Below are 21686 nucleotides of genomic sequence, written 5' to 3' on the forward strand. Positions count from 1 at the left end.
TCGCAGTTGATTCCGCAGCGAGAGACAAGCGCCGCCGCGCGCAGCGGTGCTTGTCTGCTGCCATGTTCCGGCGGGCGATCAAACGACCACGTTCACGAGGCGGCCCGGCACCACGACGATCTTCTTCGGTGCCTTGCCTTCGCTGAACTTCTCGACCGCCTCATGCGCAGCGGCGAGCTGTTCGATCGCTTCACGTGTCGCGTCTTTCGCCACCGTGAGCGCGCCGCGCACTTTGCCGTTCACCTGCAGCACGAGTTCAATTTCGGCCTGTTCGAGCGCCTGTTCGTCGACCTTCGGCCATGCGGCGTCGAGCAGCGAGCCGAATTCGTCGGCGTAACCGAGTTCCTGCCACAACTGGAACGTCTGGTGCGGCACGACCGGATACAGCACGCGCAGCAGCACGCTGTACGTCTCGCGCAGCACCGCCGGTTGTGCGCCCTTCGCGCTATCAAGCGCGTTGAGCATCTTCATCGCCGCCGACACCACCGTGTTGTACTGCAAACGCTGATAGTCGAAGTCGGCCTGCTTCAGCACGCTGTAGATCTCGCGACGCAGCACCTTGTCGGCTTCGCCGAGTTGCGTGGCGTCGAACTTGCCGCCTGCGCGCAGCGCTGCTTCGTTAGCGTGACCGAAGCTCCACACGCGGCGCAGGAAGCGGCTCGCGCCTTCCACGCCCGAACCGGACCATTCGAGCTGCTGCTCGGGCGGTGCGGCGAACATCACGAACAGACGCGCGGTGTCAGCGCCATGCTGGTCGATCAGCAATTGCGGATCGACGCCGTTGTTCTTCGACTTCGACATTTTCTCGACGCCGCCAAGCACCACCGGCTGGCCGTCCGAGTTCAGCACGGCGCCGACCGGGCGGCCCTTGTCGTCGAACGAGACGGTGACATCGGCCGGGTTGTACCAGGTCTTCTTGCCCGCTTCGTTTTCGCGGTAGTAGGTTTCGTTGAGCACCATGCCCTGCGTCAGCAGGTTCTTGGCCGGCTCGCCGAACTTGATCAAGCCCATGTCGCGCATCACCTTCGCCCAGAAGCGCGAGTACAAGAGGTGCAGAATCGCGTGCTCGATGCCGCCGATGTACTGGTCCATCGGCGCCCAGTAATCGGTGCGCTCGTCGACCATGGTCTTCGCGTCCGGCGCCGCGTAGCGGTAGAAGTACCAGGACGAATCGACGAAGGTATCCATCGTGTCGGTTTCGCGCTTCGCCGCGCCACCGCAGGTCGGGCACGTGCAATTCACGAATGCTTCGGACTTCGCGAGCGGATTGCCCGTGCCGTCCGGCACGAGGTCTTCCGGCAGCACCACCGGCAGGTCTTTTTCCGGCACCGGCACGTCGCCGCAGGTCGGGCAGTGGATGATCGGGATCGGCGTGCCCCAGTAACGCTGGCGCGACACGCCCCAGTCACGCAGACGCCACGTGATCTGCTTGTCGCCGAGGCCGAGTTCTTTCAGATCGGCGGCGATCGCGTCGACCGCCTGCGTGTAGTTCAGACCGTCGTACTTGCCGCTGTTGATGCAGACGCCGCCTTCCTTCTCGCCATACCATTCTTGCCAGGCTTCGGTGGAGAATTCCTTGCCTTCAACTGCCACCACCTGCTTGATCGGCAGACCGTATTTCTTCACGAACGCGAAGTCGCGTTCGTCGTGTGCGGGCACACCCATCACGGCGCCTACGCCGTAGCTCATCAGCACGTAGTTGCCGATCCACACTTCGACCTGTTCCTGCGTCAGCGGATGCGTGACGTAAAAGCCAGTGGCCATGCCCTTCTTTTCCATCGTCGCCATGTCGGCTTCAGCGACGCCGCCGCGCTTGCATTCTTCGATGAAGGCCTGCAGTTCCGGCTTGTCTTGCGCGAGACGCGTGGCGAGCGGGTGCTCGGCGGCGACCGCGCAGAAGGTCACGCCCATGATCGTGTCGGCGCGCGTGGTGAACACGCGCAACAGCTTCTGTTCGCCGTCGATTTCATACGGGAAACCGAAGTTCACGCCGAAGCTCTTGCCGATCCAGTTCTGCTGCATGATCTTGACGCGCTCGGGCCAGCCGAGGCCTTCGAGGTCGTTCAGCAGTTCATCCGCGTACTGCGTGATGCGCATGTAGTACATCGGGATTTCGCGCTTTTCGATCAGCGCGCCCGAACGCCAGCCGCGGCCGTCGATCACCTGCTCGTTGGCGAGCACGGTCTGATCGACCGGGTCCCAGTTGACGGTGCCGGTTTTCTTGTACGCAATGCCCTTTTCGAGCATCTTCAGGAACAGCCACTGGTTCCACTTGTAGTAATCGGGGCTGCAGGTCGCGACTTCGCGCGACCAGTCGATCGCGAGGCCCATGGACTGCATCTGCTTCTTCATGTAAGCGATGTTGTCGTAGGTCCACTGCGCGGGCGGCACGTTGTTGGCCATCGCGGCGTTTTCCGCCGGCATGCCGAACGCGTCCCAACCCATCGGCATCAGCACGTTGTAGCCGTTCATCCGCAGATAGCGGTACATCACGTCGTTGATCGTGTAGTTGCGCACGTGCCCCATGTGCAGCTTGCCCGACGGGTACGGCAACATCGAGACGCAATAGAACTTAGGCTTATCAGTGGTTTCCGATGTCTTGTACGCGTCGATGGCGCGCCATTGCCCTTGCGCGGCGGCTTCGACGTCGGAGGGAACGTATTTTTCGTGCATGGTGTGATGGGATCGCTGGGTTCGGCGCTTACGCACCGGCCGTCTTGGTGCTCTGCTGGATGAAATGGCGTCGTTTCCCCTTCTGCAAGGGAAAGGGCTGATTATACCGTTCGCGGACGGGTGCGCCGCGTGGCGTGGTGCGCGGGGGCGACGGGTTGCGTCAGAGGAGGCGGTGTCGCTAGCGCCGCTATGGCTTCGCGCCCGGCGGCGGCGGTTCGGTCACGAAACCGATCCGCTCGAGCCCGGCCTGTTGCGCCGCGCCCATTACCTGCGCGATCACTTCGTAACGCGTGGAGCGCTCGGCGCTTAGCTGTATCTCCGGCTGGTCGGCCTGTTTGCCCGCTTCCACGAATTGCGCGCGCGTCTGCTGCAGCGTGATGACCTTGCCGTTCCAGTACAGCTTGCCGGCGGCATCGATTGAAAGAGAGATGGTTTGCGGCGTTTGCCGCGCGGGCGCTGCCGCGACTTTGGGCAAATCGAGCCGGATCGCGTGCGTGAATAAAGGCGCGGTAATGATAAAAATCACCAGCAGCACGAGCATCACGTCGATCAACGGCGTCATGTTGATCTCGGCCATCGGCGCAGCCGTCTGCTTTTTCTCGAGTCCGCCGAATTCCATATCGCCTCCTTCTGTCTTCCAGCCTCAGCGGGTTACCTGGTGGGTCCGGGCTTGGGCTTGCTGAGGCTGGGGCCGGGGCTGATCCGCCGGCGCGCACACATAGACGTGCAGATCGTGCGCAAAGCCATCGAGCTCTTCCGACAACTGCCGCACCATCCGCCCGAATACGTTATAGGCGAGCACCGCCGGGATCGCGACCACGAGGCCGAAGGCCGTCATGATCAGCGCCTCGCCGACCGGGCCCGCGACGTTTTCGATCTGCGCCTGACCGCTCGCCGCGATGCTGCCGAGCGCGTGATAGATGCCCCAAACCGTGCCGAGCAGGCCGACGAACGGCGCCGTGCTGCCTACCGAGGCCAGCAGCACCTGGCCGAACTCGAGCCGCCGCTGCGACGCGTTGAGCGCCTGACGCAGCGCTCGCAATACCCGCTCGCCGCGCTCGACGCGGGCGAGCAGCGCGCCGGGAATGTCCACTTCGGCTGCATGCAGCGCGGCCTCGGCGAGCGGCGTGAAGACGCGCTCGCGGTCCACGCGCCTCATTGCCGCGACGCCGTCCGACAACGTCGACGCCTGCCAGAACTGCGCAATCGCCGGTATGGCCTGATGTTTCGCGCGTGTGAGGATCCAGCTTTTGACGATCAGAAAGCACCAGCTCGCAATCGACATAGCCAGCAGCACATACGCGACGCCATGCGTGATCGCGTCGCTGGTTTCCAGGTAGTGGATGATGCCGCTGCTGCCTGCCATCTGACCTCGCCGGTGGAAAGTGATTACAGGGGCGCTACAAAAGAGCACGGCGGGGCCGCAACCGGCCCCGTAATACGCTCAACGCAGGCCGAGCACGTCCTGCATGTCGAAAAAGCCCGTATCGTGGCCTTCGAGGAAACGGACAGCACGAAGCGCGCCTTGCGCATACGACAATCGGCTCGCCGACTTGTGCGTGATCTCGATGCGCTCGCCGATGCCGGCAAACAGCACCGTATGGTCGCCGACAATATCGCCGCCACGAATCGCCGAAAAGCCGATCGTGGACGGATCGCGTTCGCCGGTCACACCTTCGCGGCTGTAGACCGCGCAGTCGTCGAGATTGCGGCCGAGCGCGTGGGCGATCACTTCGCCCATGGTCAGCGCCGTGCCGGACGGCGCGTCGACCTTGTGACGGTGATGTGCCTCGATGATTTCGATGTCGTAGCCGGTTGCGAAATGCTTCGCGGCGTATTCGAGCAGCTTCAGCGTGACATTGACGCCCACGCTCATGTTCGACGAAAACATGATGGCGATCTGGGACGCAGCGGCGCGCAGTTGCGCTTTCTGCTCGCTGTCGAAACCGGTCGTGCCGATCACCAATTTGACGTTGTGGCGCTGCGCGGCTTCCAGATGCATCAGCGTGCCTTCGGGACGCGTGAAGTCGATCAGGTAGTCGGATTCGGCGAACACGCGCTCGATATCGTCCGTCAGCAGCACGCCCGTCTGTTTGCCGAGAAACGCGCCGGCGTCCTGACCGAGTTGCGGGGAGCCCGCACGGTCGAGCGCGCCCGACAGCGTGGCGCCGGAATCGTTGAGGACGGTTTCGATGAGCATCCGGCCCATACGGCCCGATGCGCCAGCAATGGCAATTTTCATGGCTATGAGGGTTCGAAAGGGGTAAAACCCCGCAAAGCCCGGCAAACGCGGGCAAAAGCGGCGGCGGGCAGCACGCCCGGGCGCCGTACCGACTGGAACAGCAGCGTGCCTGACGGGCACCGCGCATGGCGCGTTGCCCGTGCGCGGCGCCTGCGCAGTGTCCTCGCAGTTCCCTTATTAAGACACGGACAGCTCGATTAGCCGCCCGTTCCCGTAGTGGACGAAGAAGACGTCAACGGCGCGTTATGCGTCGGGCCGCCGTTGCTGCTTTGCGGGCCCGTTGGTCCCACCGGATTTTCCTGCGTGCCTGGAACCTGCGGCGGCGGCGGACGGTGGAACTGGAACTGCGGCTGCCCGGCGGCCGTTGGGCCTTGCGACGGAATACCACCGCCGTTGGCGGTCGGCGCGGTAGAGCGCACCGACGACTGCGTACGGCCCGACGGCGATTGCACCGCGTTAGTCAGCCGATTTGCGGCTTGTGCGGCTTCGGCGTTCGGGTCCGTTGACGGCACGGCCGCTGCTGCGGCAGCGTCGACGGACGGCGAACGCGTGGTGTCCACGGCAGCCGGCGCTACAGCCTCCGGCGCGCTAGCGCCAGTCGCAGCGCTTGCCACGTTCGGCACGGCAGCCTTCTTCTTGCCGAGCTTGTCACCGTCGATTTCCGCCAGCAACTCGAGGTTGGAAGGCAGATCTTCGCCACCCGACCAGCTGGCGACGGTGTCGCCCGCGAACAGGATCACGAAGTCGCGCTGCTGCACGACGTTAGTCGAGCCGCGCTTGAAATAGAACACGTAGTCCCAGCGGTCCGCGTGGAACATGTCGGTCAGCAGCGGCGTGCCGAGCAACTGCTTAACCTGCGCGCGCGACATGCCGACCTGCATCTGCGCAGCCGCCTCTTTCGAGACGAAATTGCCTTGCACCACCGTAATACGGTACGGCGTAATGCTCTGGGCAACGCGCTGCGTCAGGCTGTCGTAGGTGGAACATCCGGCAAGAACCGCGACAGTCGCAACAGCGATCAAGGTACCCCGCATGCGGCTCCCCCGGTAGATCAATTGAGATTTTGAAATCATTTCACTCACCGTGCGGGCCCGCTGACGAGCCGCGCGAGATTCATTCCATCGAAGATGACCAGAACGGCAAAAACACATTACTATGAGAGCCCAGCATTGTACTCTAGGGATCCCTTGTCATGACCAATCCAACCGATCTCAAGAATATCGGGCTCAAGGCGACCCTTCCGCGCCTCAAAATCCTTGAGATTTTCCAGCATAGCCCGGTGCGCCATCTGACTGCAGAAGACGTCTACCGCAACCTGCTGCACGAAGAACTCGATATCGGTCTCGCAACCGTGTATCGCGTACTGACGCAGTTCGAGCAGGCCGGCTTGCTCTCGCGCAGCAATTTCGAATCGGGCAAAGCGGTGTTCGAATTGAACGAAGGGTCGCATCACGACCACCTCGTCTGCCTCGATTGCGGGCTCGTCGAAGAGTTTTTCGACTCCGAAATCGAGAGCCGTCAGCAATCCATCGCGAAGGAACGCGGCTTCAAGCTGCAGGAACATGCGCTGGCGCTGTACGGTGCGTGCACCAAGGAGAATTGCCCGCATCGCAAGCACTAACGTTGAATGAGTGCGATGCCGGCCGCGTCGGGGTGCGCGGTTCGGTGGGCGACGAAAAAACCCGGCCGATTTTCATCGGCCGGGTTTTTTTATGTGTGCGGCGCTGCAGCCACGCTGGGATGCTAGCGCCGCTTTGCACGTGTGGCATGGCCGCCGCGTTGCGACTCCGGCCTACTCCGCCAACTCGACGCTCGCCTCAAACAACAGCCGCCACGACTCGGCCAACGACCATTCGTCGCAGTTGGGCTGCTCGCCGCCACGATCCACCACCACAAAATCGCTCACCTGATCGAGCGCAAGCAGCGGATGGTGCCAAACTCCTTTGGCATAGTTCACGCCCTGCCAGCCGTCGCTCCAGAACGCCCGCATCTGCGCCGGATCGAATTCGCCTGCCGGCGCGACGACCACCAGATAGCGGCGCGCCTTTAAGGGAATGAATGCCTGACTGCCCAGCGGATGCCGCTCCATCATGGTGATTTCGATCGGCAGCGCGCGAGGCTGCGCGCGAAACAGATTGATCAGCGGCCGGCCGCCGCTCTCCGTCACGTCGACGTTCGCGAGATCGTGATAGCGCTCGGTCGTGCCGCCGTTAATCGGGAAATGGCGCGCGCCGTCCAGTTCGATGACGTCGCCGAACGGCGCGAAGGCCGCGCGCGTCAGACGTTCCACATGCAAGGTTTTCATCGATGCAACTCCGTTATGCAATCTCGCCCCACAAGCGCAGGCGCGACACGCCACCGTCCGGGAAGATGTTGAAACGCACGTGTGTCACCGGCCCAAGGGACGCAATGCCGTCCGCGAACGTGTGCACGAGGTCCATTTGCAGCTTCTGTTCGCCGAGCAGCACCGGCCAGAACATCGCCTGCGTGACGAGCGAATCGTCCGTGCCGCCCGTCACCGAAGCTGCTTGCAGCGAACAGCGATCGGGGTAATTGCCCTTGAAGTGCGCCGTATCCACTTCGATCTTGCGAATCACGCCCGGCCGTGCGAGCGCGACGATCGCCCAGTCGTTGCCCGGCTCGCGACGGCGTCGCGTTTCCCAACCGTCGCCCATATTGACGCCGCGGCCCGGCATCAGCATCTGCGAGGCCGGCCCGAAATGCTGGTTGTTCGCGGCGACAAGGTACGCGCCGTTTTCTATCGCGGCGAGATCCAGCAGCGTGCCGCGCTCGACGCGCTCCCAGTCGCGCTTCGGCTGGCCATACACGCGCAAACGCGCGAGCCCGCCGTCCGGATACAGATTCACGCGCAGATGGGTGAAGGCGCGGGCGTCGTTCACTCCGACGTAATGGTGCTGGTTGCCCTGCAGCGTGGTGGCCGGCACGAGCGTTTGCCAGTCGGCATTGTCGGGCGGAACGTCGCCATCCACGTAGCACGCGTCGATCGAGGCGGCCGGCGGGAAGTTGCCGGTGAAGTGACTGGTGTCCAGATCGACGCCGTAGACGACGCCCGGCCGCGCGAGCCGGATCACGCAGTAGTCGTGACCAGTGGTCCGCTTGCGGCGGGTTTCCCAGCCGTCCATCCACTTGCCGTGGCCATCGTATTTGCCGGGAATGAACACCGCCGGCTGCGGCTCGAGCATGCGTTCTTTCGGTGCGAAGAATTCGTCGCTCGCGTGGAGCGCCTGCGCGCCCAGACGCGGGTCGGCGAGGTTCATGTAGCGACGGGTGAAAGCGGGAGCGTTGGGGTCGAGGATCGGATTAGCCATAGTCTCAGTCAGGCGACGAAAAGTTAGGACGAGCCGGCGGAGTCAGAACATCCGCCGGAGCAGAACGCGCGCTGCGTTGGCGCGCTGTTGAATAGCGATGAATCTGGTCACAGTGCGGCGTGATCGTGCTTTTTCAGACGGCCGGTACATGTTCACCGGCGGTCGGCTCGGCGCTTGCGTCTTCGCCTGCGGGCACATAGCGCAGCGCTTGGTCACGGTTCAACACGCGATGGGCGCGCGCCCGGTCAATATCGTTTTCCCACACGGCGACCACCACGGTTGCCACGCAGTTGCCGATCAGGTTGGTCAGCGCACGGGCGATACCGACGAACCAGTCGACCGGCAGAATCAGCACGAGCCCGAGCACTGGGATCGCCGGAATCGCGGACAGCGTCGCGGCCAGAATCACGATTGCCGAGCCGGGAATGCCGTGCGCGCCCTTCGACGTCACCAGCGACACCAGCACCACCACGATCAGGTCATGGATGGACAGCGGCGTATTGGTGGCCTGCGCGATGAAAATCACCGCAAGCGTCAGATAGATCGAGAACCCATCGAGATTGAAGGAGTAGCCAGTCGGAATGACCAGACCGACGGTCGAATCCTTGACGCCCATCCACTCGAGTTTGCGCATGATCTGCGGCAGCACGGCGTCTGAAGAAGCCGTGCCGAGCACGATCGACAGCTCTTCGCGCAGATAGCGGATCAGCTTGAAGACGCTGAAACCGGCCAGACGCATCACGATGCCCAGCACGACCGCGACGAACACGAAACAGCTCGCGTAGAACACCAGCACCAGCATGCCGAGTTGCTTGAGCGACTCGACGCCGTAGGTGCCGGTCGTGAATGCGATCGCGCCGAGCACGCCGAGCGGCGCGAGCTTGATGATGAAACCCATCACGCGGAAGAACACCTGCGAAAGCTCGTCGATCAGGCTGCTGACGCGCTGCGCTTTATTGCCCAACAGCGACAGCGCCGAGCCGAACAGCACCGAAAACACGAGGATTTGCAGGATGTCGCCGGTCGCGAATGCGTTGATCGCCGTGTCGGGGATGATCTTCAGCAGAAAGCCGGCCGTGTCCTTGAGGCTCTTCGCGTGCTCGGTGTAGGTGGACAGCGAAGCGGGGTCGAGCGAATGCAGGTTGATGTTCATGCCGACGCCAGGCCGCGTCGCGTAGGCGAGCACCGCGCCGATCACGAGCGCAATCGTCGTCATGATCTCAAAGTAGATCACCGCCTTCAGGCCAACGCGGCCGACTTTGCGCAGATCGCCGGCATGCGCCATGCCGCTCACCACCACGCAGAAGACGATTGGACCGATCACCATCTTGATCAGCTTGAGAAAGCCGTCGCCGAGCGGGCGTAGCGATTGGGCGAAATGCGGGAACACGGCACCGATCACGATGCCCGCGACCAGCGCTATGACGACCCGGCCAAACAGCGAATTGAAGAATTTCAACACGACTTTCTCCTGGTTACGATTCACATCTGTTCAGACTGGTCCGACCAGTTCTGTTATCTCGAATAGTAGGAAGCCGATATACTGGCGTCAAGGATTCTAAACACGGTGTTTACCCGTTCCTTTCCCAGCGTTCCGGGGCCGGATTGTGCGTGTGTAACGACGTCCGTACGAGCGTTCAGAACGCGTATTACAATGCTGGTCAGACCGCGCACCCAAGTGAGCCACGATGAAAAACGTTCCGCATACCGTCACCGATGCCGCCATCGCGACCATCCGCGAACGGATCGAAGCGGGCGTCTATCCGGTGGGCAGTTTGCTACCGGCGCAGCGTCAGCTCTCCGAAGAACTGGCGATCAGCCGCGCATCGCTGCGCGAGGCGCTCTCGACACTTGAAGCGCTCGGCCTGCTGATGATCCGCCCCGGTAAGGGCGTGTATGTGGAAAGCGCACAGGCTACGGCCGCGCAATCATGGCGCTTCGCGGAGCAGTCGTCGCTGCCGGATACCTACCAGATGCGTTTCGCGTTGGAAGGCTTTATCGCGCGCATGGCGGCGCTGGCTGTCACCGATTCCGACCTCGCCTGGTTCGAAGACAACATCACTGCCATGCAGACGGCGCTCGCCTGCGACGAACTCGACGAAGCCGCGCGCCTCGACTACGACTTTCACATGCGCATCGTGAGCATTGCCGGCAACGCGGCGATCGAGTCGATTCTGAGCAGCGCTGCGGAAATCATGAAGGAAAGCCAGCGGATGCCGTTCTACCGGCGTGAACTGGTGCTGTCCACGTACACCGAGCATCGGGCCATTCTCGATGCGCTTAAGGCGCGGGATTCCGCCGCGGCCGGTAAGGCGATCGAAACCCATATCTCGAACGCCGCACAGCGCGCCGGCGTCTATTTCCCGACGCCGCAGGCGTAAAAAAAGCCGCTCCGAGGAGCGGCTTTTGTCTTTCTGCCCTGCTGGCCGCGCAGGCCGCAGGGCATACAAAGCAAACAGCTTACTTCGCGTTGGCCAGTGCCACAGCCGTGTCCAGCATGCGGTTCGAGAAGCCCCACTCGTTGTCGTACCAGCTCGACACCTTCACCAGACGGCCCGACACCTTGGTCAGCGTTGCGTCGAACGTCGACGAAGCCGGGTTGTGGTTGAAGTCGATCGAGACCAGCGGCGCCTCGTTGTAGCCGAGGATGCCCTTCAGCGAGCCTTCCGACGCTTCCTTCATGATCGCGTTGACTTCTTCGACCGTCGTGTCGCGCGCGGCGATGAACGACAGGTCGACAACCGACACGTTGATCGTCGGGACGCGAATCGCGTAGCCGTCCAGCTTGCCGTTCAGTTCCGGCAGCACGAGACCCACTGCCGATGCAGCACCGGTTTTGGTCGGGATCTGGCTGTGCGTGGCCGAGCGCGCGCGGCGCAGGTCTTCGTGGTACACGTCCGTCAGAACCTGGTCGTTCGTGTAAGCGTGAATCGTCGTCATCAGGCCGTTCACCAGGCCGATCTTGTCGTTCAGCGGCTTGACGAGCGGTGCCAGGCAATTGGTCGTGCACGATGCGTTCGAGATCACCGTGTCCGATGCCTTCAGGACGTTGTGATTCACGCCGTAGACGATCGTTGCGTCGACGTCCTTACCGCCCGGCGCCGAGATGATGACCTTCTTTGCGCCGCCCTTGATGTGCGCGCTGGCCTTTTCCTTGGTCGTGAAAAAGCCCGTGCATTCCATCACGACGTCGACGTTCAACTCGCCCCACGGCAGTTCTGCCGGATTGCGGTTCGCCAGCACGCGGATCTTGTCGCCGTTGACGACCAGGTAGTCGCCGTCCACCGAGACTTCGCCCGGGAACTTGCCGTGCGCGGTGTCGTACTGCGTCAGGTGAGCGTTGGTCTTGGCATCGCCAAGATCGTTGATGGCGACGATTTCGATATCGTGCTTCTTGCCGTTTTCATAGAAGGCGCGCAGCGTGTTGCGGCCGATCCGGCCGTAGCCGTTGATTGCGACGCGAATCGTCATGGTCTATCTCCTGATGGCTGAAAAAAATACGTCCAGGTTCGTCTGACTGACAGCGTTGCCGCGCGTTCACACGCATGCGGCAACCGCTTGTTCGAGATCAGCCGAGTGCGGCTTTTGCCGTCGCTACCACGTGCTCGACGGTGAAGCCGAAATGCTTGAACAGCACGCCAGCCGGGGCCGATTCGCCGAACGTGTCGATGCCGACCACGCCGCCTTCCAGACCCACGTACTTGCGCCAGAAATCCGTGACACCCGCTTCGATCGCGACGCGGCGCACGCCGTGCGGCAGCACGCGTTCGCGGTATTCGGCGTCCTGCTTGTCGAACACCGTGGTCGACGGCATCGACACGACGCGTGCCGCGATGCCTTCACGAGCCAGCGGCTCGACCGCGTTCAACGCCAGTTCGATTTCCGAACCGGTGGCGATCAGGATGACCTTGCGCGCGACGATCTCGTCGTTCCAGTCGCGCAGCACGTAACCGCCCTTCTCGATGTTGGCGATCTGCGCGTCGGTACGCTCCGAGAACGGCAGGTTCTGACGGCTGAAGATCAGGCACGACGGGCCGTGATGCTCGACCGCGTGGGTCCAGGCCACCGCTGTTTCGACCGTATCGGCCGGGCGCCACACTTGCAGATTCGGGATCAGACGCAGGCTTGCGACGTGCTCGATCGACTGGTGGGTCGGGCCGTCTTCGCCCAGACCGATCGAGTCGTGCGTGAACACGAAGATCGACGGCGCCTTCATCAACGCGGCGACGCGCAGCGCGTTGCGGCTGTAGTCCGAGAACGTCAGGAACGTGCCGCCGAAGGCCTTGAAGCCGCCATGCAGCGCGACGCCGTTGATCGCGGCGCTCATGCCGAATTCGCGCACGCCGTAGTTCACGTAGTTGCCGGCGGCCTTGCCTTCAGCGTTCACACGCACCGGCTTGGCGGCCTTCCAGTTGGTCAGGTTCGAACCGGTCAGATCAGCGGAGCCGCCGAGCAGTTCCGGCAGCACGGCCGACAGACCTTCGATAGCCTGTTGCGAAGCCTTACGCGTTGCGACGGTTTCCTTGCGTTCGTTCGCTCCGGCGATGATGGCCTTGGCCTTTTCTTTCCAGTCGGCGGGCAATTGCTTCGCGTCGCGTCGCTTGAATTCAGCGGCTTCCTGCGGGTACTTCGCGGCATACGCTGCGAACGCCTTATCCCAGTCGGATTCGATGCGCGCGCCGGCTTCCTTCGCGTCCCACGCTGCATAGACTTCCTGCGGAATCACGAACGGCTCCCACTTCCAGCCGATCGCCTCACGCGTAGCCGCGATTTCCTTGTCGCCGAGGGGCGCGCCGTGCGAGTCGTGGCTGCCGGCCTTGGTCGGCGCGCCTTCGCCGATCACGGTCTTGCAGCAGATCAGCGTCGGCTTGTCCGACAGCTTAGCCTGCTTGATCGCGGCGTCGACCGCGTCGACGTCATGGCCGACCACGTTCGGGATCACGTTCCAGCCGTACGCTTCGAAGCGCTTCGGGGTGTTGTCGTGGAACCAGTGAACCACTTCGCCGTCGATCGAGATGCCGTTGTCGTCGTAGAACGCGATCAGCTTGTTCAGCTTCAGCACGCCCGCGAGCGAGCAGGCTTCGTGCGAGATGCCTTCCATCAGGCAGCCGTCGCCGACGAACACATACGTGTGATGGTCGACGATCTTGGCATCAGGCTTGTTGAATTCGGTGGCGAGCAGCGATTCGGCGAGGGCCATGCCAACTGCGTTTGCCAGACCCTGGCCGAGCGGGCCGGTGGTGGTCTCGACGCCCGGCGTGATGCCGTATTCCGGGTGACCCGGCGTCTTCGAATGCATCTGGCGGAAGTTCTTCAGCTCTTCCATCGGCAAATCGTAGCCGGTCAGATGCAGCAACGAATACAGCAGCATCGAGCCGTGGCCGTTCGACAGAATGAAACGGTCGCGATCGGCCCACTGCGGGTTCTTCGGATTGTGGCGCAGATGGCGCGACCACAGAGCCACGCCGATTTCGGCCATGCCCATCGGCATGCCGGGGTGGCCGGAATTCGCTTTTTGAACAGCATCCATGGACAACGCGCGGATTGCGTTGGCCATCAGGGAGGTGTGTGCGGGAGACGGGGTCGTCATGTCGAGTCCGGAGACAGAGTCAGAAAGCGGTGCGCGCTTGAGGCCCGGATGCTCGAATGCCAGTCCACTTCGGCGCACGGTGCGGCGCCAGTAGACGCGAAACGGGCAGAGCAAACGGACAAGGCTGAAAGCGTGACATTCTAACAGAACGTTCACCGGCCCCCTGGGCGCAAGGCCGCGTCGCTGCCTGGTTCCTGGCTGGCTGCGCGCTGGTTCTTGGTCTGGCTCTTGGTCTGGCTCTTGGTCTCGCGGCGCGCTGATTCCTGGCTGACCGCGCGCCAGTTTCGGGCCGGCGCTGCATGCGGACCGGGGCCGCGCCGCGCTTGCGCCTTTACAATTGAGTGACACCAACCCACCGCGCTCCGAACGGAGCCCGCCATCCGTGAGCGCTCCCCTGCTGTTCCAACCCACCGCCGATGCAGTCTACGGATTTCCGAACGCGCGGCGGCTTGCGCACGTCGATTCGACCTACCAGCGTATCGAGGTGTGGGACACGCCGCAGCTCGGCCGAATGTTTACGCTCGATGGCCGCCCGATGACCTCGACCGGCGACGAATTCATCTACCACGAATGCATGGTGCATCCGGCCGCTTTGGCGCATCCTTCGCCGAAAACAGCGTTGGTGCTGGGCGGCGGCGATGGAGGCGCCGCGCGGCAATTGCTGAAGCACCCCAGCATCGAGCGGATCGTGGTGGCGGAACTCGATGCCGAAGTCGTGCGCATGACCCGCGAGTATCTGGCCGAGGTGCAGGGTGGCGCTTTCGACGATCCGCGCGTCGAGCTGGTGGTCGGCGACGCTGCGCATTACGTCGCGGCGGCCGCCGAAGCGGGGGCCGCACATGCGGCGGCCGCCCAGGTGGCAGCAGACACCGCAACGGCATCGGATTCGGCTCACGCGGCCGGACCGGCTGCGGCACAGGCACGCGCTGCGGCTCGGGGATTAGCTACGGCCACCACCCAGTTTGATCTCGTCGTCTTCGACCTGACGCCGCCTGACTCGCCCGCCGCGGGCCTATACACCCCGGACTTCTACATGCAGCTCAAGCGCGTCATGAGCCCCGGCGCCGTGCTCTCGCTGCATCTCGGCTCGCCGTACTTCCATGCCGAACGCGTTGCCGGCCTGCTCGACGATCTGCGCGACACATTCGCCATCGTGCGCACGATGCACACCTTCATCCCGCTCTACGGCTCGCTCTGGATGATGGCGACCGCCAGCGACACGCTCGACCCCGCCGCCCTCACCGCCGAAGCACTCGCCCGGCGTCTTGCCGCGCGCAAAATCGACTCGCTGAAGCACTACGACCCGGCCCTGCACGCCGGACTGTTCTCGGCTTCCCGGTCCGTGCGCGATAAACTAAGTCAATTCTTAAAGCCATCAAGCTAACGCGTGGGCAAAATGCACGGTTCGGTCGGGGCGCGCTATCGGTATATCGATACGTGACCGCCCGTCCGGCCTTGCAGCATGCATCCCGCAACCCCAATAGATCCGGAGAACCCCATGACCGCCTCCCGCCCAGCCGGTGTGCCCTGGTTGACCCCCTATCTGACGGTGCGCGACGCACGTGCCGCGACCGCGTTCTTCGAAGCGGCATTCGGCTTCGAAGAACGTGATAGCGTCCAGGACGACGGTGTCGTCATGCATGTCGAGATGACCTATCAAGGCCAGCTGATCGTGATGTTCGCGCCGGAAGGCGCGTTCGGCTCGGCGGCGAAAACACCCAAAAGCGCGGGCGCGATTGCGCCGCAATCGTTTTATGTCTATGTCGACGATGTCGACGCGGTTTACACGCGGGCGCTAGCCGCCGGCGCAAAATCGCTGAGCGAGCCACAGGATCAGTTCTGGGGCGACCGGTTTGCCCAGGTCGAAGATCTGGACGGCTACCGTTGGGCGCTCGCTCGTCACCTTTCCTGAACTAATGAGTATTTTTCTGATGCCTCGCTTCTTCGTCGGTACGCCTCTCAAGCCCGACGACATCATGCAGTTGCCCGATGACGTCACGCGCCACATCCTCGTGCTGCGTTTGCAGCCCGGCGATTCGATCGTGCTTTTTAACGGCGAAGGCGGCGAATACAGCGCCGAACTCGTCGAAGTCGAACGCCGCTCGGCCAAGGTGAGAATTCACGAATTCCGCAATATCGAAGTGGAAGCGCCGTATCACCTCACCCTCGCGCAGGGCATTGCCGGCGGCGACAAGATGGACTGGCTCATCGAGAAGGCAGTCGAACTCGGGGCATCGTGTTTCGTGCCGCTGACCACCACGCGCAGCGTCGTGCGTCTTTCCGGCGACCGCGCACAGCGGCGGCATGTGCACTGGCAGGGTATCGTGCGGGCGTCGTGCGAACAGTGCGGGCGCAATCGCCTACCGGAAGTGATGCCGGTGCGTGAAATCGCCACGTGGCTCGGCGCGCTGCCTCGCACACCTGAAGAAGGCGAGATGCGCATTCTGCTGTCGCCGCGCGCCAGCATCAGTTTTTCGGCGCTGCCTGTCAATCCGCCGTTCGGGCGCGTGACCGTGCTGGTCGGCCCGGAAGGCGGTTTTTCGGCTGCGGAAGAAGCCGCTGCGACCGATCACGGATTTACCGCAGTCGGTCTCGGTCCGCGTGTGTTGCGCACGGAAACCGCGGGCATCGCCGTGCTTGCGGCGCTGGCAGCTCGCTGGGGCGCCTGGTAAGCCAACTTACGCGTCGTTGGCGACAAGCTTGGGTTTAATCAAGCGAAGCGGTAGGCGAGAGCGAAGCTAGTCAAGCTGTCCCGCCTTGGAGCCAAGCCAAGCTAAATGAAGCGGTGACTTAGAAGCCCCTGATTCAAGCAACAAAAGAATGGCCCGCCAATTGGCGGGCCATTCTTTTTCTTTTTGCGACGGCAGGCAGTGTTCCGGCAAACCGCTCGGGCAGACCTTAGGCAAACGAATAAAACACCCGGAACGCCACCTTGCACTCAGCCCAGAACTCGGACGCTTCGCGGAACACGTCCAGTAGCGTCTCGCGCCCTTCTTTGTCGAACTTTTGCGCGACCGGCAACTGCTCGAGCACGATCACGAACCCGGGCTGCGTGCCTGCCTTATGGACCAGATCGGTCAGGCAATCGTAGAGCGCGTCGTAATTCTTGCCGAAATGCTTCGGAAACAGGAACGACGTAGCAATGGTCTCCAGCACTTCCTGTTTGGACTGAGCATTCGCGCAGTACGCATACAGAAAATGCTGACCGAGTTGATTGGCCTCGTCAGCTAGATCCTGCACGCGAAACGCGCGGATCGACTGTACGATGTTCGGTCGTACGGTCTTGAAAAGACTCATGGGCTCCTCGTTCGAAGAAAGCACAGTGCTGGCTTCGCTCTGGTTATCCCGGCCCTGGTCGCCGGCGCGCATCCGCATGACGCGCTGGAACAAATTGCCGTCGCCGGCCGCGAAAAGATCCGTCGCGACTCCGGAGTCGTGCGCGTAGACGTTGTCGCTCATGCCGTTCATCCCGATGTCATTCAACAATACGATTAAAACTGGTGTAATGGTCGTCCGAGTAATAACAGTTGTCGATCCGCTGTAGCGGACCTCCGCAGACGATGCGACGCGCCCCGCGGTTTCTTGAGCGAGGCGTGGGAACGGTGTATTCGTGGTAATAGCCGCGCCGATGCGGCGGCAGCAACCGTTCGCGATTGCCGAATACGATGCCGTCCTTCTCATACGGGTAAGGCCCGCCCGCGGCAATCAAGTTCAATGTATTGACCCCTTCGCGCGGCAACTGCGCCGCCGCGATGGTGCCCTGCACCTGTGCTTGTGTATCGGCGGGTGCCGTGTAGTCGCGCGCAAACGCGCCAGGCACGGAGCCAGATAAAGCGCAGAGCGTCAAAGCACCGATCAGCACGCCTTTAATGTGCTGCCACTTGCGTGCCATGAATCAAGGTTCCCCGCTGTTAGATCACGAGTTTGACGACCATGAAAGCCGTAAGGGTATCGCTAAAACCCCACAGAATCAACGTTCACCGGACAGGCAAAAGCTTCCAATTACGCGGAAAAGAGCCACGGAACAGGCTTTGACGACTTTTGACAGAATATTTAGCCTGCGCAGGCTAAAATTGACCTGCCTGAGCAAATTGGGACAGGCTCAGACCCGTAGAGCACCCATTGCGCAGTCCATTCCCTGCAGTGAAAGCCTTGCGATTCCCGCAGTCTCTCGAAGGCGGAATGGCCTCATTCAGCCTTTTTCAGGGTGGCTATCCCCCGCTCACCCGCAGGCGTGCCCATTGCGGGCACGCCTTTTTTTTGCATGGCGCTTTAGTCGCGACGCCACGCTTCAGCCCCGGATCAAGGATCAGCGGGACGCGATCACGTCTGCAACCAGCAGCGCCGTCATGTTGACGATGCGGCGAACCGTGGCCGAAGCCGTCAGCACGTGCACCGGCTTGGCCGCGCCGAGCAGCATCGGACCAATCGCGATGTTGTTGCCCGCGGCGGTCTTCAGCAGGTTGTACGAGATGTTGGCCGCGTCGATGTTCGGCAGCACCAGCAGGTTCGCGTCGCCTTCGAGCGTCGAGTCGGGTAGCACTTCGCGGCGCAGGTTCGCGTCGAGCGCGAGGTCGCCGTGCATTTCGCCGTCCACTTGCAGCTCCGGCGCGCGCTCGCGCAGGATCGCCAGCGTGTCGCGCATTTTCTGCGCGGTCGGCGCATTGCTCGAACCGAAGTTCGAATGCGACAGCAGGGCGACCTTCGGTTCGATACCGAAGCGGCGCACTTCCTCGGCTGCCATGATCGTGATCTCGGCGAGCTGTTCCGGCGTCGGATCGACGTTCACGTGCGTGTCGACCAGGAAAATCTGGCGGTTCGGCAACACCAGCGCGTTCATCGCCGCATAAACCTTCGCGCCTTCCTTCTTGCCGATCACCTGATCGATGAAGTGCAGGTGGCGATGCGTGGTGGATACCGTGCCGCAGATCATGCCGTCCGCCTCGCCCTTCTCCACCATCATGGCGCCGATCAGCGTGGTGCGGCGGCGCATTTCGAGCTTCGCCATCTGCTCGGTGATGCCCTTGCGGGACATCATCTTGTGATATTCCTGCCAGAAGGCGCGGTAACGCTCGTCATGGTCGGTGTTCACGACCATGTAGTCCTGCCCTGCGACCAGACGCAGACCGTAACGCGAGATGCGCTGCTCGATCACTGCCGGACGGCCGATCAGGATCGGCTTCGCGAGCTTTTCGTCGACGATGATCTGCATGGCGCGCAGCACGCGCTCTTCTTCGCCTTCCGCGAACACAATGCGCTTTTTCTCCGGCTCGACGCTACGCGCCAGCTGGAAAATCGGCTTCATGGTCGTGCCGCTGTGATACACGAACTGCTGCAGATGCTGTTCGTACGCTTCCATGTCCTCGATCGGACGCTCGGCAACGCCCGAATCCATCGCGGCCTTCGCCACCGCCGGTGCGACCTTGACGATCAGGCGCGGGTCGAACGGCTTCGGAATCAGGTATGCCGGACCAAACGAGAGATCCTGGATGCCGTACGCGGTCGCGACGATATCGCTCTGCTCCTGGCGTGCCAGCTCGGCAATCGCATTGACCGCAGCGATTTCCATTTCACGCGTCACCGTCGTCGCGCCCGCATCCAGCGCGCCGCGGAACAGGAACGGGAACACCAGCACGTTGTTCACCTGGTTCGGGTAGTCCGTGCGGCCCGTGCAGAGCACAGCGTCCGGACGCACTTCGAGCGCCAGTTCCGGCAGGATTTCCGGGGTCGGGTTGGCCAGCGCCAGAATCAGCGGCTTGTCAGCCATCTGCTTGACCATGTCCTGCTTCAGCACGCCGCCGGCCGAGAGACCCAGGAAAATGTCCGCGCCGCCGATCGCCTCAGCGAGCGTGCGAGCGTCGGTTTCGCGTGCGAAGCGTTCCTTGTCCGGGTCCATCAGCTCGACGCGGCCCTTGTAGACCACGCCGGCCAGGTCGGTGACGGTGATGTTTTCGAGCGGCAGGCCGATGTCGACCAGCAGATCCAGACACGCCAGCGCCGCCGCACCCGCGCCGGACGACACCAGCTTGACCTTCTTGATGTCCTTGCCGACCACCTTCAAACCGTTGGTGATGGCCGCCGCGACGACGATGGCGGTGCCATGCTGGTCGTCGTGGAACACCGGAATCTTCATGCGCTTGCGGCATTCGCGTTCGACGATGAAGCAGTCCGGCGCCTTGATGTCTTCGAGGTTGATACCGCCGAAGGTCGGCTCCAACGCGGCGATCACCTCGACCAGCTTGTGCGGATCGGACTCGTTCAGCTCGATATCGAACACGTCGATGCCGGCGAACTTCTTGAACAGGACGGCCTTGCCTTCCATGACCGGCTTCGAGGCGAGCGGCCCGATGTTGCCGAGACCCAGCACTGCGGTGCCGTTCGTGACGACGCCGACCAGGTTGCTGCGCGCGGTGAAACGGGCGGCATTCAGCGGGTTTTCAACGATTTCCTCGCACGCGAACGCGACGCCCGGCGAGTACGCCAGCGCAAGGTCGCGCTGGTTGATCATCTGCTTGGTCGGGGCGATCGCGATCTTCCCGGGGGTCGGGAACTCGTGGTAATCGAGGGCGGCTTCGCGGAGTTTGCTATTGACGGGAGTCGACATAAGGCGGGCTTCGAAGGGCGGATTAGAATAGACGTTCGACGGCATTGTAGCCCCAATTGCCGACTCAATTCCTTCAATACGGGTACAACTGCCGCGACCGAAACATAGCGAAAGGCAGAGGTGGCGCGCTTCAGGCCAACTACTCGTTGAATCGGAGTTGAGTGCGAATAGAGTGTTTACCCGCGAGCATCTCCGTACAATGCGCGCCGTTAGCGGTTTTTCGTTGCGCTTATCCGTTCACCCATTGCCACCATGCTCTCCGAGTTTTCGCTGATCGATCGTTTCTTCGCCCGCCGCGCCGCCGCCGAGTCGTCCCGTGCTGCTGAAGGCACGCTCGGCATCGGCGACGACTGCGCCCTGCTCGCACCGCGCCCGGGAGAAATGCTGGCGATATCGACGGACATGCTGGTAGCAGGCCGCCACTTCTTTCCCGATATCGATCCCGAGGCGCTCGGTCACAAGGCGCTCGCAGTGAACCTGTCGGACCTGGCCGCGATGGGCGCGCGGCCGCAGGCGTTCACCCTTGCGTTCTCCTTGCCCAAAGCCGACGAGGCATGGCTGACCGCCTTCAGCGATGGCCTCTTCGCGCTGGCTGGGCGCTACGGCTGCGATCTGATCGGCGGCGACACGACCGGTGGGCCGTTGAATCTGTGCATCACCGTGTTCGGCAGCGTGCGGCCGCAAGTTGCGCTGCGCCGCGACGCCGCGCAACCGGGCGACGACATCTGGATCTCCGGCGCGCTGGGCGACGCACGTGCGGGCCTCGGCGTGCAGCGCGGCGAGTGGTCCGCAGATGCCAGCGACACTGCGACGTTTCGTCACGCCCTCGAACGCCCGGAGCCGCGGATCTTCCTTGGTCTCGCGTTGCGGGGCATCGCGCGCGCAGCACTCGATCTATCGGACGGGCTTGCCGGCGACCTGCTGCACATTCTGGAACGCTCGAACGTGCAGGCCACGGTCGACGTCGACGCGGTGCCGCGTTCGGCCGCGCTGCGCCGCCTCCCACCCGAGATCCAGCAACGTTGCACGCTAGCCGGCGGCGACGACTACGAGCTGTGCTTCACCGCACCGGTTGCGGCGCGCGCCAAGGTCGAAGCAGCCGGCCGCGAGGTAGCGATACCGGTTACCCGCATCGGTACAATAAGCGCTCTTCAATCGGCGGCCGACCACCCGGCGATCAGTTGGCAGAACGCCGCTGGCGCGCCCCTCACTTTGACGTTGCAAGGCTTCGACCACTTCCATGCAGAC

General features: G+C 62.8%; 19 protein-coding genes. 6 read left to right on the top strand and 13 right to left on the bottom strand.

All coding sequences use genetic code 11. The features are described 5' to 3' along the window. Nucleotides 1-78: 78 nt before the first annotated feature. The 5 genes from leuS to bamE all read right to left on the bottom strand — a co-directional run bounded on the left by leuS (nucleotide 79) and on the right by bamE (nucleotide 5949). Nucleotides 79-2673: a leucine--tRNA ligase gene (gene leuS / locus GNZ13_RS02210; protein ID WP_172160091.1), complete on the bottom strand. Its 2595-nt coding sequence runs from the start codon at nucleotides 2671-2673 to the stop codon at nucleotides 79-81. Between the two features lie 187 nt (nucleotides 2674-2860). After that, complete coding sequence (locus tag GNZ13_RS02215) at nucleotides 2861-3292, bottom strand: ExbD/TolR family protein (RefSeq protein ID WP_172160093.1); 432 nt, start codon at nucleotides 3290-3292, stop codon at nucleotides 2861-2863. A 24-nt stretch (nucleotides 3293-3316) separates the two neighbouring features. Continuing rightward, complete coding sequence (locus GNZ13_RS02220; protein ID WP_172160095.1) at nucleotides 3317-4039, bottom strand: MotA/TolQ/ExbB proton channel family protein; 723 nt, start codon at nucleotides 4037-4039, stop codon at nucleotides 3317-3319. Nucleotides 4040-4117: 78 nt separating this feature from the next. Further along, nucleotides 4118-4915 (bottom strand): 4-hydroxy-tetrahydrodipicolinate reductase, encoded by a 798-nt coding sequence (dapB, locus tag GNZ13_RS02225; protein WP_172160097.1) that lies wholly within the window; start codon nucleotides 4913-4915, stop codon nucleotides 4118-4120. Nucleotides 4916-5112: 197 nt separating this feature from the next. Continuing rightward, nucleotides 5113-5949 carry an outer membrane protein assembly factor BamE domain-containing protein gene (gene bamE / locus GNZ13_RS02230; protein WP_172160121.1) on the bottom strand — a complete coding sequence of 279 codons (837 nt, stop codon included), beginning with the start codon at nucleotides 5947-5949 and terminating at the stop codon, nucleotides 5113-5115. Nucleotides 5950-6107: 158 nt separating this feature from the next. Between bamE and fur the strand changes: the two genes are divergently transcribed. Next, entirely contained in the window at nucleotides 6108-6536 is a 429-nt protein-coding gene (fur, locus tag GNZ13_RS02235; protein WP_012434340.1) for a ferric iron uptake transcriptional regulator, read from the top strand. Between the two features lie 171 nt (nucleotides 6537-6707). Here the strand turns inward: fur and GNZ13_RS02240 are convergent, their stop codons facing one another. The 3 genes from GNZ13_RS02240 to GNZ13_RS02250 form a co-directional block, all read right to left on the bottom strand. Beyond that, nucleotides 6708-7220, bottom strand: a complete 513-nt coding sequence (locus GNZ13_RS02240) for an ureidoglycolate lyase (RefSeq protein WP_172160099.1) — start codon at nucleotides 7218-7220, stop codon at nucleotides 6708-6710. Nucleotides 7221-7233: 13 nt separating this feature from the next. After that, nucleotides 7234-8244, bottom strand: coding sequence for an allantoicase (gene alc, locus GNZ13_RS02245; protein ID WP_172160101.1), 1011 nt, complete (start codon nucleotides 8242-8244; stop codon nucleotides 7234-7236). Between the two features lie 133 nt (nucleotides 8245-8377). Further along, nucleotides 8378-9706 (bottom strand): C4-dicarboxylate transporter DctA, encoded by a 1329-nt coding sequence (locus tag GNZ13_RS02250; protein WP_172160103.1) that lies wholly within the window; start codon nucleotides 9704-9706, stop codon nucleotides 8378-8380. A gap of 226 nt (nucleotides 9707-9932) precedes the next feature. On the opposite strand from GNZ13_RS02250, the gene GNZ13_RS02255 reads away from it, so the two are divergent. Beyond that, nucleotides 9933-10625 (top strand): FadR/GntR family transcriptional regulator, encoded by a 693-nt coding sequence (locus GNZ13_RS02255; RefSeq protein WP_172160105.1) that lies wholly within the window; start codon nucleotides 9933-9935, stop codon nucleotides 10623-10625. 79 nt (nucleotides 10626-10704) lie between these two features. On the opposite strand, the gene gap is transcribed toward GNZ13_RS02255, so the two are convergent. Further along, nucleotides 10705-11715: a type I glyceraldehyde-3-phosphate dehydrogenase gene (gap, locus tag GNZ13_RS02260; RefSeq protein ID WP_106285226.1), complete on the bottom strand. Its 1011-nt coding sequence runs from the start codon at nucleotides 11713-11715 to the stop codon at nucleotides 10705-10707. A gap of 97 nt (nucleotides 11716-11812) precedes the next feature. Then, nucleotides 11813-13834: a transketolase gene (gene tkt / locus GNZ13_RS02265; protein WP_172160107.1), complete on the bottom strand. Its 2022-nt coding sequence runs from the start codon at nucleotides 13832-13834 to the stop codon at nucleotides 11813-11815. Between the two features lie 382 nt (nucleotides 13835-14216). On the opposite strand from tkt, the gene speE reads away from it, so the two are divergent. From speE to GNZ13_RS02280, 3 genes are all read left to right on the top strand, one after another. After that, the gene (gene speE, locus GNZ13_RS02270) at nucleotides 14217-15218 is read left to right on the top strand and encodes a spermidine synthase (protein ID WP_328807161.1); all 1002 of its coding nucleotides are present in this window, start codon (nucleotides 14217-14219) and stop codon (nucleotides 15216-15218) included. A 114-nt stretch (nucleotides 15219-15332) separates the two neighbouring features. Continuing rightward, complete coding sequence (locus GNZ13_RS02275) at nucleotides 15333-15746, top strand: VOC family protein (protein WP_172160109.1); 414 nt, start codon at nucleotides 15333-15335, stop codon at nucleotides 15744-15746. Nucleotides 15747-15765: 19 nt separating this feature from the next. Then, nucleotides 15766-16506, top strand: a complete 741-nt coding sequence (locus tag GNZ13_RS02280; RefSeq protein WP_172160111.1) for a 16S rRNA (uracil(1498)-N(3))-methyltransferase — start codon at nucleotides 15766-15768, stop codon at nucleotides 16504-16506. 226 nt (nucleotides 16507-16732) lie between these two features. Here the strand turns inward: GNZ13_RS02280 and GNZ13_RS02285 are convergent, their stop codons facing one another. The 3 genes from GNZ13_RS02285 to GNZ13_RS02295 all read right to left on the bottom strand — a co-directional run bounded on the left by GNZ13_RS02285 (nucleotide 16733) and on the right by GNZ13_RS02295 (nucleotide 20483). Then, a complete protein-coding gene (locus GNZ13_RS02285) occupies nucleotides 16733-17293 on the bottom strand; it encodes a barstar family protein (RefSeq protein ID WP_172160113.1) in 561 nt (186 codons plus the stop codon). Nucleotides 17294-17309: 16 nt separating this feature from the next. Next, on the bottom strand, nucleotides 17310-17726 hold the full coding sequence (locus tag GNZ13_RS02290; RefSeq protein ID WP_172160115.1) for a ribonuclease: 417 nt from the start codon (nucleotides 17724-17726) through the stop codon (nucleotides 17310-17312). A 417-nt stretch (nucleotides 17727-18143) separates the two neighbouring features. Further along, entirely contained in the window at nucleotides 18144-20483 is a 2340-nt protein-coding gene (locus GNZ13_RS02295; protein WP_172160117.1) for an NADP-dependent malic enzyme, read from the bottom strand. 207 nt (nucleotides 20484-20690) lie between these two features. On the opposite strand from GNZ13_RS02295, the gene thiL reads away from it, so the two are divergent. After that, nucleotides 20691-21686, top strand: a 996-nt coding sequence (gene thiL, locus GNZ13_RS02300) for a thiamine-phosphate kinase (RefSeq protein ID WP_172160119.1), incomplete at its 3' end; no start/stop codon positions are given.

The sequence above is a fragment of the Paraburkholderia elongata genome, from assembly GCF_013177735.1.
Lineage (GTDB): Bacteria > Pseudomonadota > Gammaproteobacteria > Burkholderiales > Burkholderiaceae > Paraburkholderia > Paraburkholderia elongata.

Bases quoted from the DNA above. Each gene is read 5' to 3' on its own strand.
- leuS (WP_172160091.1), bottom strand. From the start codon at position 2,673: ATGCACGAAAAATACGTTCCCTCCGACGTCGAAGCCGCCGCGCAAGGG.
- GNZ13_RS02215 (WP_172160093.1), bottom strand. From the start codon at position 3,292: ATGGAATTCGGCGGACTCGAGAAAAAGCAGACGGCTGCGCCGATGGCC.
- GNZ13_RS02220 (WP_172160095.1), bottom strand. From the start codon at position 4,039: ATGGCAGGCAGCAGCGGCATCATCCACTACCTGGAAACCAGCGACGCG.
- dapB (WP_172160097.1), bottom strand. From the start codon at position 4,915: ATGAAAATTGCCATTGCTGGCGCATCGGGCCGTATGGGCCGGATGCTC.
- bamE (WP_172160121.1), bottom strand. From the start codon at position 5,949: ATGCGGGGTACCTTGATCGCTGTTGCGACTGTCGCGGTTCTTGCCGGA.
- fur (WP_012434340.1), top strand. From the start codon at position 6,108: ATGACCAATCCAACCGATCTCAAGAATATCGGGCTCAAGGCGACCCTT.
- GNZ13_RS02240 (WP_172160099.1), bottom strand. From the start codon at position 7,220: ATGAAAACCTTGCATGTGGAACGTCTGACGCGCGCGGCCTTCGCGCCG.
- alc (WP_172160101.1), bottom strand. From the start codon at position 8,244: ATGGCTAATCCGATCCTCGACCCCAACGCTCCCGCTTTCACCCGTCGC.
- GNZ13_RS02255 (WP_172160105.1), top strand. From the start codon at position 9,933: ATGAAAAACGTTCCGCATACCGTCACCGATGCCGCCATCGCGACCATC.
- gap (WP_106285226.1), bottom strand. From the start codon at position 11,715: ATGACGATTCGCGTCGCAATCAACGGCTACGGCCGGATCGGCCGCAAC.
- tkt (WP_172160107.1), bottom strand. From the start codon at position 13,834: ATGACGACCCCGTCTCCCGCACACACCTCCCTGATGGCCAACGCAATC.
- GNZ13_RS02275 (WP_172160109.1), top strand. From the start codon at position 15,333: ATGACCGCCTCCCGCCCAGCCGGTGTGCCCTGGTTGACCCCCTATCTG.
- GNZ13_RS02280 (WP_172160111.1), top strand. From the start codon at position 15,766: ATGCCTCGCTTCTTCGTCGGTACGCCTCTCAAGCCCGACGACATCATG.
- GNZ13_RS02285 (WP_172160113.1), bottom strand. From the start codon at position 17,293: ATGAGCGACAACGTCTACGCGCACGACTCCGGAGTCGCGACGGATCTT.
- GNZ13_RS02290 (WP_172160115.1), bottom strand. From the start codon at position 17,726: ATGGCACGCAAGTGGCAGCACATTAAAGGCGTGCTGATCGGTGCTTTG.
- GNZ13_RS02295 (WP_172160117.1), bottom strand. From the start codon at position 20,483: ATGCCGTCGAACGTCTATTCTAATCCGCCCTTCGAAGCCCGCCTTATG.